We start from the raw sequence: 13437 nt of genomic DNA on the forward strand, positions 1-13437 counted from the left end.
GGAATATACCATTTAATCAAATCATAGGTTTTTTGAATAATTGGTAATTCATTCATATTATTCATAAATCTGTATTTTTGCACATTAAAAAATCAAAAAAAATTTTTCGCGCATAGCGCGAGAGGGCAAAAGGGCAAAAGTGTAAAGGGCTACTCAGTCCTGGGGGGAACACGCACAACTCGAAAACCGTCGTTGTCGAAGCTGTTGACGAAATAGTTGCGAGACGCACAACGACAGTACCTAGAACCGTTGACCCAAGAACCGCCTCGACACACTTTGTCGTCACTCGCTTGTTCACTTATCCATGCACTTCCATCCGTCGGCGCACCTTCATAATTATTATGCCAGTCATCTTCACACCATTCCCACACATTCCCGTGCATATCATATAACCCAAAGTTATTCGCTACTTTAAAATATCCCACTGGTGTTGTTTGCTCTCTATATTCCCCTTTCACCCCATCTCCATACACATCTGTACCACGATAATTTGCTAGTTCTGCTGTGATGGTTGACCCAAAATGAAATGGTGTGGTTGTTCCTGCACGACACGCGTATTCCCATTCTGCTTCTGTGGGTAGGCGATACTCTAACCCTGTTTTTTTGCGTAGTCTGTTACAAAATTCTTTTGCATCTGACCAGGATACGTTTTCTACTGGTCTTTGCCATCTGTCTATTCCTTGGTAGTCTTCTTTAAAATATGAGGGGTCTGGGTCTAGTTCTTTGTCTATTTGTTCCCATCCTGCTACTATTTGCCATTGCTTTTGCGTGATGGGATATTTACCCATAAAAAATCTTGGTACTGTTACTGGATGTGGTGGTGATTCATCATCATATCTTCCCTCTTCGTCCTCTGGTGAACCCATGAGGAATGTTCCTTCTGGTATTTCCATCATGTCTAGTCCGATACCCTTATCTAATTCTTGGGTATAGTATTTTGCTTGTTTTTTTTGGCGGCGGATGATGATTTGGTTCATGATGGTGAAATCAGATAACGTTTCAGCTATGCTTACTAAGCTATCTGACTTCGGGTTATTTTCGGATGTTTTCACATCACTGGAGTAGGTCTGGACTCTTCTTTGGCACACCCGACAGATTCCCACCTGCCAGTTCTGGCACAGAAGAGTGCTGGGGGGAACACGCACAACTCGAAAACCGTTGTTGTTGTTGTTGTTGTCGAAATTGTTGCGAGTCGCACAACGACAGTTCCTAGTATTGTTGTTCCAAGAACCGCCTCGTTTTTCAATGCCTACCCCATTTTGATGATAGGTTAAAATTGTCCGAATCAGGATGTCCAGGATGAGAAGATTTACAGGATTAAAACAGAAAATTACTCACTAATCAATACTGTTCAGTTGTTGGGTTTCAGTTTGTTCAACCCAACCTACAAAAATTCTTAACCGAACAGTATTGTGTCTACAGCTATAACTATAGGATGCTCCCAAATTCAATTCTAAATTCTAAATTCTTCATTCTAAATTCTCAATTACCTTGGTCTACCCAAAGTCGTGATATATAAAACAGCTTCATCAGTAGGAATACCCAAAACATCATTTACCTGATCATCAAAAAAGCCACCGATACCACTCACCCCTAAATTCAAGCGGATGGCTGCTAAATTCAGTCTTTGTCCTAAATGACCAGCATCGAGATGTAAATAACGGTAAACACGGTCGCCGTATTGAGCGATCGCAGTTTTCAAATCAGCGGTATGAAATATCACTGCGGCAGCATCTCTTCCTAATTCCTGTCCCAAACACAGAAAATGTAGCTCACGGCGAAAATTCTTAAAGCGAATTTGTCTTAATTCTTGGGCTTTAGGAGCATAATAATAACAACCTGAATCAAGTCCTTTGACACCAGACACAGCAATAAATGTTTCAATTAAATTCAAGTCAAAGTAATCAGGAGAATTATCTAAATTTTGGTCAATATAATTTTGTGATTGGTAGGTAAAATCGAGTAAGGCTTTTAGTTCATCAAAATTTAAATTTTCGCCACTATAAGCGCGAGTAGAACGACGTTTATAGATAGTATTTTCTAATTCTGAAAGATTATTACCCCAGTCAATTTGTGTAGTCACCGTAGAAAATTTATCACAAAAGGGAAAATTATATTTATCCTCTAAGGTGTTTTCTGATTTGACTGGTTTTAAATTGTTATTACCAGTTTCGCTTGGTTGAATTTGGGTATGAAAATGAAAATATTTTAGCAATTCACCATCAGGAATTGAGGGATAATTAGTGTCAGTCGTCGAAGCCAAAGCAGTTTTTCCCAAGGGCAAGTTTTGTTTAATATCTAACAAATCTGCCAATGCTATGACAACAGTTGCCCCTTCTTGTTCTGGATCAATATAAAGTAGATTATTGACAGCTTCATCAATAAAACCACCAATTAAATGAGGGCGATAATCAGTAATTGCCCCCGCTAACTCGATATTACCTAAAAGATGTCCAGTATCGAGAAAAATTCGCCGATAAGCCCGGTCTTCATAACGCCATGCAGAACGATAGAAAACCGCAGTGGTGATAATAGCTAATTGGGTATTTTCTAAACTAGGATGCCAAAAACAAGCTGCTTGTAAAGCCGTCCACACATCATTTTCCCAAAACTGCATCAGAGAATGAGTGCGACACTGATAATTGTAAAGTCCAGCAGGTAACAAAGGTGTACCACGAGAAACTATATATACCTCAGCCGGGTATAAACCTCCTGCACTGGGAGCAGAACGTAAATATACCGCACTACCCATAGAAGGCATTTTCACAGTTAGTCCATAGCTGTGGAATAGCAGTTGCGAAAGTCTCTGCCACCATTTAGCATCAAGATTATTAGCAAAAGCCTCTGATGGTTGTTGCAGATAGGGTTTGAGGTCAAAATCAGAACCAATTTTATATTCTTTGAATGGTACAGGCTGTTTAGCCCAATCTATCTTCTGACTTTTTGAGGCCAAAGTCTCAGGGTCGTACTTAGTACGCTCATGGTAATGTTGGGCAATTGATTGGTGTATTTCTGGCATAGTAATTTTAATATCCTCAAGAGAATGCTATTTTTTGATCTTGACATTCATCTGTCTAATTGTTTCGTGTTAATGAGTACAATCTCAAATTAGTTATCAATGAACAGTTATCAGTTTTGTGAGTGTTTCCCGTTGCCTTTTGCCAATTAAGAATTATGAATTAAGAATTATGAATTACCAGATGATACCTGTACGTAAAACTCTATCCAAACCTGATGTGCAAATTTCTTACCTGGAATGGAACCAAGGTCAAGAACCATTATTACTGTTACATGGTATGGCTGATAATGCCTTAGTTTGGTCTAGCTTGGGGAATTATTTAGCGGCAGATTACCATATAGTAGCTCCGGATATGCGTGGTCATGGTGAAAGTAGTAAACCAGATCAAGATTATACTTTTGAAAGTGCGATCGCAGACCTAGAAGAATTAATGGATAATTTAGGATGGTCTGCTGCTCATATTGTCAGTCACTCTTGGACAGGTAAATTAGCTGCTATTTGGGCAAGACAAAACCCAAAATGCTTACGCAGCATTACTTTGGTAGATCCCATTTTCATCTGGAAAATGCCCAGGTTCCTGAAATTAACCTTTCCCTTGTTGTATAGCGTCTTACCCTTTCTGCAAAGCATGGGACCATTTGCCAGTTACGAAGAAGCCGAACAAAAAATCAAACAACTCAGTCAATTTCAAAACTGGAGTTCTGTACAACAGCAAGTCTTTCAAGCGGGAATTGAACAAAAACCCGATGGAAGTTGGGGTAGCAAATTTACCATCGCTGCCCGTGATGGGATTTTTGATGCAGTCTTAGAAGTACCAGGTTTCATCACCCCAGTTGATATTCCTGCACTCTTCATACAACCCGAAAAAGGAGTAAACCGCCAAAATTGGCAAATTCAACCTTATAAAACTAACCTCAAAAACCTTACCCTCAAAACAGTTCCCGGCAACCACTGGCCATTTTTAACTCAACCAGAAGAATTTAATCAAACAGTAGCCGAATTTTTAGCAGAGCAAAAATGAGATAATTTCAATTTGGTAATGGGTAATTGGTAATTGGGAAGAATACACTCTTGCCTTTTGCCTTTTGCCTTCTTACTGTCACCTGTCACCTATCACCTATCACCTGTCACCTATTCCCTATTATGAGTCTTTGCATTAACCCAGTTTGTCCTCAACCCAACCACCCAGACAACGACGAAAACCGCTTTTGTCAAAGTTGTGGTTCACAATTGGAATTATTAGGACGTTATCGGGTGCTGCGTTTATTGAGTGATAAAACTGGGTTTAGCAAAGTCTATGAAGGTTATCAACAAGACATACCAAAAATTATCAAAATCCTCAAAGAAGAATTAGTAACCGATAGCAAAGCTGTTTTACTATTTCAGCAAGAAGTAAATGTTTTAGCACAATTACATCATCCTGGTATTCCCCAAGCTGAAGGGTACTTTAACTATCAAACCAGAACAGGTTTAACCCTGCATTGTATGGTGATGGAAAAAATCGAAGGCCCAAATTTAGAACAATGGCTCAAGCAACAACAAAACCGCCCCATTTCTGAAGGACAAGCTATAGCTTGGTTAAAACAATTAGCGGAAATTTTATTGTTAGTACATAATCAACAATATCTTCATCGAGATATTAAACCATCTAATATTATGATTCGCCCAGATGGGCAATTAGTATTAATTGACTTTGGCACAGCCAGAGAAATTACTAAAACTTATATAGCTAATCATGGCGGTATGACATCCATTTCCTCATCTGGTTATAGTCCTCTAGAACAAATGCGAGGTCAAGCCTTACCCCAATCAGATTTTTTTGCATTAGGACGCACCTTTGTATTTTTATTAACTGGTTGTCAACCGACTCAATTATATGATGCTCATCAGGATATATTAAAATGGCGACATTTAGCAAATCATGTTTCACCATTACTATTAGATTTCATTGATTGGTTAATGGCAAATGAAGTTAATAAACGTCCTAGCAATGCCAGAGAAATTTTAGATCAATTAACAACCCTAGAAAATCAAATTACAGGAAATTCTTCAGCTACAGTTAATGTAATCGGTGCTTTACAGACAGAAATAGTCAACCAAACAACTACAAACACAACTGTTAACAAACCTGTTAAAAAACCTGAAATATTACCATTATTAGCCTGGTTTACAGCCTTAATAGTTTCCTTATTATTATTGTGGACATTAGCATTAGCCACCCGAAATAATAAATTTACAGTTCTTCCTGCCGACTATGGACAAGCACCAGTAAAAAAAGGCAAAGTCGATTATTTTCCCTATGAAGAAGGAAAAGATAGCCAAGGGAGAGTAGCGGAATTTAACATAGCGGTTTTATCAGTAGAATATAAATGGCAATTAGGCAGCACGTATCAAATTAGATATAACGACCAAACTATTAACCTGGATTCATTAAAATCTAACTTAGAACAAGAAGGTATCCAGAGAATTATGGAAAATCCCAGTGAAATTATTTCCGTAGGAACAGCTTCTTGTGAAGGTGATGTAAACGCAGAACAAAGTCGAGCCTTAGAACGTTCTAAGCAAATTCAATTGTTAGTGAAAAAGATATTTAGTAACACATCCAGCGTTAAAGGCTATCGCTTATTAAATCTGGGACAATTTCAGAGAAAAGATTGTCAAGCAAATCAAGACTCAACCGCTTATCAACGCAGCATTATTATCATTGGAGTGAAAAAACAAGCCGAAGGAGTTATTTTAGATGAAGCATTAAGAGATAGATTAGAGAAAAAACCCTTTGCTGATTTTAAATTAGAAGATTATTCACTAGGTGCAGCAGATAAATTTAAAACCATTTCTAGTAATTTGTAATATTTTTCTTTCTCTGCGTTCTCTGCGCCTCTGCGGTAAATAAATCTTATAAACATTATGGTCAAAAAAGCAGATATTAGCACCAAAAAACTTATTAGCATCGCCCCTGAAAATTGGGTAAAATGGGTGACACAAATTCCCGACATTATCACCGGAGAAATCATCAATTCAGAATTGCAATGGATAAGTCGAGAAAGCGATGTATTAGTTAAAGCCTCCAGTCCACAGTACGGCGAATTTCTGGTACTCAACGAGTTACAATTAAGATATAAGCCAGAAATGCCCAAACGAATGCGGGCTTATGCAGCATTAGCGGAGGAAAAATATAACCTTCCCACTTACCCTGTATTAATTAACATTCTCAAAGAAAGCGAGGAAGAAATTCCTCACTGCTACAAATCAGAATTTGCTGGTTTACAAGCACGTCAAGACTACCGGGTGATAAATCTTTGGGAAGTTGATGTAGAAATAGCTTTGAGTCAAACCATTCCTTCACTGCTTCCCTTTGTCCCAATTCTCAAAAATGGTGGTGAAGAAGCGACAGTCAGACAAGCACTACAAATGCTCCGTGCAGATGAACAATTAAGCCAATTAGAAACAGTCATGGCTTTTTTTGCTACCTTCGTATTAGATAGCGTTTTAGTTCAGCAAATCATGAGGTGGGATATGGTGGTATTACGCGAGTCTCCCTGGTATCAGCAGATTTTAAAAGAAGGTGAACAAAGAGGTGAAAAACGGGGTATAGTTTCAGCCATCGAACTAAGTTTAGAAATAAAATTTGGTAATGAAGGTTTACAACTAATGCCAGAAATATCGCAAATTGCTGATTTAGAACAGTTAAAAACTATTCAAAGGGCAATTCTGACTATCAATAATATGGACGAATTGCGGGAATTTATGCAGATGATTTAAACTTACCCTAATGAGATTTACAGCGATTTTCAGGTAATAAACCAACTTTTAGTGAAAGTTTCGCACAAAGGAGCAAATAAATTGATTAATTCTGCCTGATGTCTAAGTTGATGTCTAAATACATGAAAACTGCTATAAAGAAATTATTAGGTGGAGGTTAAAAGTGTTAGAAAAATCTTTCTTCTATCAGGAAATTCTGCACAAAGGTATAGAAGAAGGACGGCTTAGAGAAAGGCTGTCAGGAATTGAGTTGGCTTTAGATATTAAATTCGGTATTAAAGGTTTGGAACTCATGGCACAGATATCACAAATTTCTGATTTAGAGATATTAAGGAATATTCAGAAAGGCGTTCTCACTGTCAATACTCTAGATGAATTGCAGAAATTTATGCACAATATTAACAATGATAAATCTGACAGCAATGAACAGAATTGAAATTCTATCAGTATATGGCTTTGTTATTAAATGTTGTAATTTGGAATTTTAAAATAAGCTGTTGTTCACCTAAATTGCATAATTCCAATTTGTGAACCAAACCGCTAAAACCTCCCCTCTGCCTACCTCAATGTGCAACTTGAAGGGATACCAGCTTATTCATGCTCCCATGCCTGAATACCGCTTTAGCCCTGCACGCCATAACAAACGATTCGCACCTAGAAATACCAAAAACCAACCTAAAATTGATAAAAATCCCCTGGTTAAATCTACAGGTAAACCTACTAAAATACTAGCAGGAAAATTAATTAAATAGGGAAATGGTGTAAACATAACTATGTTTCGCACAGCTTCAGGAAAAACTTCCAAAGGTGCAATCATACCTGATAAAAACAGAAAAAACAAAAACCAGAAATTTTCTAAAGCTGTTGCTCTTTCTGTCCAAAAAGCTAACATTGCCAGGGTGTACTGAATTAGAAACCGTAAAGCGAAAGCTAGTACCGCAGCCAAGGTAAATAATAATATATTGCCTAAACTCGGCATCCAAAAAGCTTCGGGATATAATAAAAAAAAGAATCCTGTGAGCAGAAATACAAAAGGAAGTCGCGCAAATCTTTCAGAAATATGCCCAGTTAAATGATGAAATACTGGATCAATAGGTTGTAATAACCGGGGTGATAATTTACCTTGTACTACCTCTTTTTCAAATTCATAAATTACCCAAACAACGGTAAGTTGTCTAACGATAAAAACAGCAAAAAAATAACGTGCAAAATCTACGGGTGTAAAACTAAAATTTCCACCTGCTGCGGCTTTTATCCAGACACCCATGAGAATAATTGGTAAAGACCCAGACAAAACCCATAATATTAATTCTGAGCGATACTCCAGCATATAGGCATAATATACTGTTAGCAAAGTCAGGATTTTTTTGAAAATATTTTGCATAGATATTTGATGTTTCAATTTTGATTTTACCTATTCCCTGTTTACTTTGAAGATATAGCAGAAGATATAGCAGCAGCTATAGGACTTACGCAAGAACTCTCTGAAACTCTTATTCCTTCGTGTTATTTGCGTCCTTCGTGGTTTGTTCTTTCATGATTTTGCATAAGTCCTGAGCTAGTTAGGACGCGAACAATAACAAAACTAAGATACAAGCAGATTTTCACATCTGTCACCTGTCACCTACTACACAATACCAGATTGAAAAACTCTACCTATTACTTCTTCTACTGGTGGTTCAGTTACTGTTAAATCCACCACATCCAAATCTGCTAAAATCTGTGATACTGTGCGCGTCAGTGCATCGCGTTGGACAATAAATCGCACCGTTCGTCCTTCTAAAAGCTGAATGTCACCATAGGACATTAATTTTTCTGCGGGTAACGATTGAGATAATTCAACATAAATTTCTCGATAAGGTGCAAAGTTTTCTAATAGTCCATCTAAGCTACCATCATACATTAGTTTTCCTTGGTGAATCACTAGCACCCGTTGACATAAAGCTGTAATATCTGCCATGTAATGGCTGGTTAATAATACTGTGGCTTGATAAAGCTGATTGTATTCTCGTAAAAAATCACGTACTCCTACTTGAGCATTAACATCCAGTCCTAAAGTTGGTTCATCCAAAAATAAAACTTGGGGACGATGTAAAAGTGCTGCTAATAGTTCTGCTTTCATTCTTTCACCCAATGAAAGTTTGCGTACTGGTTGATTAAGCTTCCCTTCTAGGGATAGCATTTCTGTTAATTCACCAACTCGTCGATGAAATTCTTTATCAGAAATGTTGTAAACTGCGGCATTAATTTTTAAGGAATCTATTGCTGGTAAATCCCAAATTAATTGCTGTTTTTGTCCCATGATTAGGGTGATGTTTTGCAAAAATGCTTCTTGACGACGAAAGGGAATCTGTCCAGCAACTTTGACTTTGCCACTAGAAGGATAAATTAACCCTGTGAGCATTTTTAAAGTTGTGGTTTTACCAGCACCATTTGGTCCTAAAAACCCCACTACTTCACCAGGTTCAATCCTAAAAGAAACATCCTGCACAGCATTAATATGATGATAGGTGCGGCGAAAAAAGTGGGTAAAAGTTCCGCGAATCCCTGGATCTTTAATCGCTACTGGATAGGATTTACTGAGGTTGTCTGCTATGATTATTGACATAAAAAATTATTTCCTTCTACCTGATGCATTCTGATTTTTAATTTCTGCCTTTTACTAAGAATCGCACAGATGGTGTTCAGAAATATTCTCTCTAGGGTAATCATTTTTGACTAATTCTTGACTATGCTATTGTTCGGAAAAAATCTTCTGCTTTTAATAGCTCTTAAAGGGGTATTTTTTCATAAGAGGCATAACTTCCTTGTCTACTTTCCCTCCTTGTCTTCCTTGTCTTGCCCTGACGACAATGTAAAAAACCTACCCTTGTTAGGTGGGGTATACCCTGGAATCAAAGTAAGAGAGAAAGTATCATTCATAACTTGGATTGTAATAACAAAATTTGGAACTCAAAATAGTACAATTGCGCCCCACTTGCTTGGCTTCATATAGTGCTTGATCAGCTGCTGCAAATAATTCCTTTAACCCTAGAGAGGCTTGAGGGATAAGACAGGCAATTCCTAAACTTATTGTTACTTGGGCTACATTTATTTCTTGACCATATTGAGTGCTGCTAGGAATTTTAATTTCCCATAATTTGACTTTTTCTCTAATTTCTTCCGCAATTATTATTGCTTTTTTAGCATCAGTCTGTGGTAGAATCACCGCAAATTCTTCCCCACCATAACGCGCAACTAAATCATCTGGTCGTGTAATTACTGCATTAATTGCTTGAGCAACTTGACTTAAACAATCATCTCCAGCTTGATGTCCATAGGTATCATTAAAAAGTTTAAATTTATCTATATCTGCTAATATCAAGGCTATGGGTTCTTGAGTACGTTCCATCCTTTCCCATTCTAATTGGAAGCGATCATCAAAATATCTCCGGTTAGCAATTTGAGTCAGTGTATCAAAATTCACTAAAAATTTTAATCTTTCATTTTCTTCTTCTAGTTGTTCTAAACGAATAGAAGGATTATTTTCTACTATTAAGTTTTCTTTTTGAAAAAATAAACGATACATTTCACAAGCTGGTTGAAAATTATCATTTCCTAATTTTTTAATAAGTCCCAAACTATCTAATTTATAAATTAAATTCACCGATATATGGTTAGATTCTTGGGGATTTATAATTTGATAAAAAGCTTCAGATAATTCTTTATTACTTTGTAATATCGTCAACAAATACCTTAAATGATTGCTATAAATGCCATTGTGGCTGATAGCCGTGGCTAGTAGTTCTGGAAAAGAAATTCTTTGTTGCTGGAGATGATATAAACTGAGATGAATTAAATAAGGATGTCCACCAACCAGATCCATTAATTGTTTTACAGCACTACTATCAAACCAATTCATTTCGTATCGCCTAGCAAATTCTGTGACTTGTTCCGCATTAAATTCTGGTATTTTTAGGCATAATCCTACATTAAAAGGAGATTGATTTACATTTAAAGGAACATAAACTTCTGTAGCGTGAATTACTACCATCCGCAATTTTTGCCAAATTTTAGTTTGTTTAGCTTTTTCATGCCAACTTCTTAACAAAGGTAAAAAATCCTTAGCAATTTGCAGATGGTCAAAAATATAATTTACTTCATTTAGAACTAAAACTAATGGACTTTGAATTTGTTTTAATAAATATTCCTCAAAATAAATTGAAGCACTAATTTTACTCCCGATATCCTCATCCCAATAATCGTTTAGATTTGGTGCAACAGACAACTGACGAGCAACATTAATACAAAACCAGCGTAAAAATTGGTTAAGACTAGCAAAAATTTCGCTATCGGCCTGTTGGAAATCTATACTCACTATTAGGTATCCTTGATTCATGGCTCGGTGAATTAACCGTAACATCAAGGAACTTTTGCCCATGTTGCAAGATGCTCTAATGCGTAGCAATCCACCTGGTTTGCTCAACTCTGTATAAGCATCATTTTCAATGGGAGGACGTTCAATATAAAATCGGGAATTGAATGGCAGCGGATCACCAGGTAAAGGGATATCTTCCTCTATCTGGAATATACCTTTTTGATTGAACATGAATATTTATTTCTCGACTCAAATTAATGTGACACTATATCCATTAACTCACAATAAATAATGATTTAAGTATAATTATCTAAGTAATGTGAACTTATGTAAGACCCTTGTGAAAATTATATATAAAAATTAACATTTGCCATCTGCTACTGGCCGCCTTAGCTGAGTTAATTTAGTTACCTTAAACGCCCTGAGCGTAAAATACTAACTATCAACCATAAACCTAATAAACTAGCAGCAGCAAATAAGATGCTACTAACATAAGATAATTGTGATGTTGTTGCTCTACTAGAAATAAGTGCTGCTCCCATGATCAGCGACCCTACTAAGATACTAAAAGAAAGCCTGTTAGCAGCATCGTCCATTGTCCGGCGTACACCATCTAAACCTCTGAGTGATAAATTCCATTGTAGGGTTTCTGAAGTTACACGGTCTAATAATAGTTCAATTTGTCTAGGAGATTGTAAAGAAAGACTTTTGATATCTAAAGCAGTACGCAGGAGGGAGCGAACAGGACTATCTCCTAATAACTGACGACGAAACAAGTCTGTAATTAATGGTTGAATTTCCTCAAATAAATTCACTTCTGGATTAAAAGTACGTGCCACTCCTTCTAAATTCGCTAATGTTTTGGCATATAAACCCATATTACTGGGTAAACGAATTTTATTATTGCGGGCAATTTGTAAAATTTCATAGATGATTTGACTGAAATTGATCTCAGTCAGGCTGACATTATAATATTTTCGCAGCATTCGCTCATAATCATTTTCTAACCGAGATAAAATCACAGGTTGAGCAGAATCTGAAAGTTGCAAAGTTAACTGAGCGCATCTTTGAGCATCTAAATCAACAATTGCTAACAACATTTCGGTGAGAATTTGTTGAGTACGGGGATCAAGTCTACCCACCATGCCACAATCTAAAAGCGCAACACGCCCATCAGTAAGATAAAATAAGTTTCCGGGATGGGGATCAGCGTGAAAGAAACCATCAATATAGAGTTGTTGAAAAAATACTCTAAACAATAAAGTGGTTATTCCTTTCCTTTTAGCGACAGCATCTTGACCATTTTCGCTAGTTAAATCTGCTGTTAACAGAGGCACACCATCCAACCACTCCATCACTAATAATTTTTCTGTAGTCAGATGCCAGTAAATTTCCGCAACTACTATTTGTGTGGGATCATACCAACGACTTTGGGATAAGTTACGCCGTAGTTGGTCTGTGTGGCCAGCTTCTCGTGTAAAGTCTAATTCTGCTTCTAAAGCGTGAGTAAATTCCTCAGCAATAGCCTTGATATCATAGGTTTGACCAAAATCAGTACGCGCTACTAAATCCGCAATTCCTTGAATTAAGGCAATATCTTGGCCAATGGTGACATCAATCCCTGGACGTTGTACCTTGAGAGCTACTTCTCTTCCATCTGCTAAAGTAGCGCGATGGGTTTGGGCAATTGATCCTGCCGCCACTGGAATATGATTAACGGTGCGAAATGTTTCTTCCAGAGGATTTTTTAACTGTTTGCGGATAACAATTTCTACCTCTGACCAAGGAACTGGTGGTACTTCGTCTTGTAGAGTGGACAGTTCTTCAATATAAGCAGCATTTAACAAATCTGGACGGGTGGAAAGTAGCTGACCGAGTTTGACATAAACTGGCCCTAAATCCACCAAAATATTTTTTAAGACCGCAGGTGTTGGTAATTGAGGTTCATCAGTTTTACCACCAGTAAGCAACCGTCGCATATAGTCCCAACCATTGCGGAGGACTACTTCAATAATTTCTCGTTGTCGAGGCACAGTTTGGGTGAGAAACATTTTAATAAGTAGGTAGGCGTTAAAAATTGTCGTTATGACAAGGCAGGAGGCAGGAGGCAGCTATGCTGGAGGAAAGAGGTTTTTAGCAATTTTACATTTTTGTACTTGCTTGGTTGTTTCGTGCCGACTTACTTAATTCGTAATTCGTAAACAAGGGAACAGGGAACAGGGAACAGGGAACAGAAAGAAGGCAAAAGGCACTCATGCAAGAGGCAAAAGTTAATATTCTCCCCCTGCCTCCCCTGCCT

General features: G+C 37.3%; 10 protein-coding genes. 4 read left to right on the plus strand and 6 right to left on the minus strand.

Features of this window, described 5'->3' with window-relative positions:
* Positions 1-149 precede the first annotated feature (149 nt).
* Both A0J48_RS23950 and A0J48_RS23955 read right to left on the minus strand, forming a co-directional pair.
* Positions 150-977: a formylglycine-generating enzyme family protein gene (locus tag A0J48_RS23950; RefSeq protein ID WP_200327095.1), complete on the minus strand. Its 828-nt coding sequence runs from the start codon at positions 975-977 to the stop codon at positions 150-152.
* Positions 978-1486: 509 nt separating this feature from the next.
* The gene (locus tag A0J48_RS23955; RefSeq protein WP_200327096.1) at positions 1487-3019 is read right to left on the minus strand and encodes a SagB/ThcOx family dehydrogenase; all 1533 of its coding nucleotides are present in this window, start codon (positions 3017-3019) and stop codon (positions 1487-1489) included.
* 181 nt (positions 3020-3200) lie between these two features.
* Between A0J48_RS23955 and A0J48_RS23960 the strand changes: the two genes are divergently transcribed.
* The 4 genes from A0J48_RS23960 (at position 3201) to A0J48_RS23975 (ending at position 7217) form a co-directional block, all read left to right on the plus strand.
* The gene (locus tag A0J48_RS23960; RefSeq protein WP_200327104.1) at positions 3201-4040 is read left to right on the plus strand and encodes an alpha/beta fold hydrolase; all 840 of its coding nucleotides are present in this window, start codon (positions 3201-3203) and stop codon (positions 4038-4040) included.
* 122 nt (positions 4041-4162) lie between these two features.
* A complete protein-coding gene (locus tag A0J48_RS23965; RefSeq protein ID WP_200327097.1) occupies positions 4163-5869 on the plus strand; it encodes a serine/threonine-protein kinase in 1707 nt (568 codons plus the stop codon).
* A 57-nt stretch (positions 5870-5926) separates the two neighbouring features.
* Entirely contained in the window at positions 5927-6781 is an 855-nt protein-coding gene (locus tag A0J48_RS23970) for an Rpn family recombination-promoting nuclease/putative transposase (protein ID WP_200327098.1), read from the plus strand.
* 163 nt (positions 6782-6944) lie between these two features.
* Positions 6945-7217 (plus strand): hypothetical protein, encoded by a 273-nt coding sequence (locus A0J48_RS23975; protein ID WP_200327099.1) that lies wholly within the window; start codon positions 6945-6947, stop codon positions 7215-7217.
* Between the two features lie 159 nt (positions 7218-7376).
* On the opposite strand, the gene A0J48_RS23980 is transcribed toward A0J48_RS23975, so the two are convergent.
* From A0J48_RS23980 to A0J48_RS23995, 4 genes are all read right to left on the minus strand, one after another.
* Entirely contained in the window at positions 7377-8165 is a 789-nt protein-coding gene (locus tag A0J48_RS23980; protein ID WP_200327100.1) for an ABC transporter permease, read from the minus strand.
* 243 nt (positions 8166-8408) lie between these two features.
* Positions 8409-9389, minus strand: coding sequence for an ABC transporter ATP-binding protein (locus A0J48_RS23985; RefSeq protein WP_200327101.1), 981 nt, complete (start codon positions 9387-9389; stop codon positions 8409-8411).
* 306 nt (positions 9390-9695) lie between these two features.
* A complete protein-coding gene (locus A0J48_RS23990; protein ID WP_200327102.1) occupies positions 9696-11369 on the minus strand; it encodes an AAA-like domain-containing protein in 1674 nt (557 codons plus the stop codon).
* Between the two features lie 176 nt (positions 11370-11545).
* A complete protein-coding gene (locus tag A0J48_RS23995) occupies positions 11546-13189 on the minus strand; it encodes an ABC1 kinase family protein (protein WP_200327103.1) in 1644 nt (547 codons plus the stop codon).
* Between the last annotated feature and the right edge of the window lie 248 nt (positions 13190-13437).

The organism is Sphaerospermopsis aphanizomenoides BCCUSP55, from assembly GCF_001586785.1.
GTDB classification, from domain to species: domain Bacteria; phylum Cyanobacteriota; class Cyanobacteriia; order Cyanobacteriales; family Nostocaceae; genus Sphaerospermopsis_A; species Sphaerospermopsis_A aphanizomenoides_A.

Bases quoted from the DNA above. Each gene is read 5' to 3' on its own strand.
- A0J48_RS23950 (WP_200327095.1), bottom strand. From the start codon at position 977: ATGAACCAAATCATCATCCGCCGCCAAAAAAAACAAGCAAAATACTAT.
- A0J48_RS23955 (WP_200327096.1), bottom strand. From the start codon at position 3,019: ATGCCAGAAATACACCAATCAATTGCCCAACATTACCATGAGCGTACT.
- A0J48_RS23960 (WP_200327104.1), top strand. From the start codon at position 3,201: ATGATACCTGTACGTAAAACTCTATCCAAACCTGATGTGCAAATTTCT.
- A0J48_RS23965 (WP_200327097.1), top strand. From the start codon at position 4,163: ATGAGTCTTTGCATTAACCCAGTTTGTCCTCAACCCAACCACCCAGAC.
- A0J48_RS23970 (WP_200327098.1), top strand. From the start codon at position 5,927: ATGGTCAAAAAAGCAGATATTAGCACCAAAAAACTTATTAGCATCGCC.
- A0J48_RS23980 (WP_200327100.1), bottom strand. From the start codon at position 8,165: ATGCAAAATATTTTCAAAAAAATCCTGACTTTGCTAACAGTATATTAT.
- A0J48_RS23985 (WP_200327101.1), bottom strand. From the start codon at position 9,389: ATGTCAATAATCATAGCAGACAACCTCAGTAAATCCTATCCAGTAGCG.
- A0J48_RS23990 (WP_200327102.1), bottom strand. From the start codon at position 11,369: ATGTTCAATCAAAAAGGTATATTCCAGATAGAGGAAGATATCCCTTTA.
- A0J48_RS23995 (WP_200327103.1), bottom strand. From the start codon at position 13,189: ATGTTTCTCACCCAAACTGTGCCTCGACAACGAGAAATTATTGAAGTA.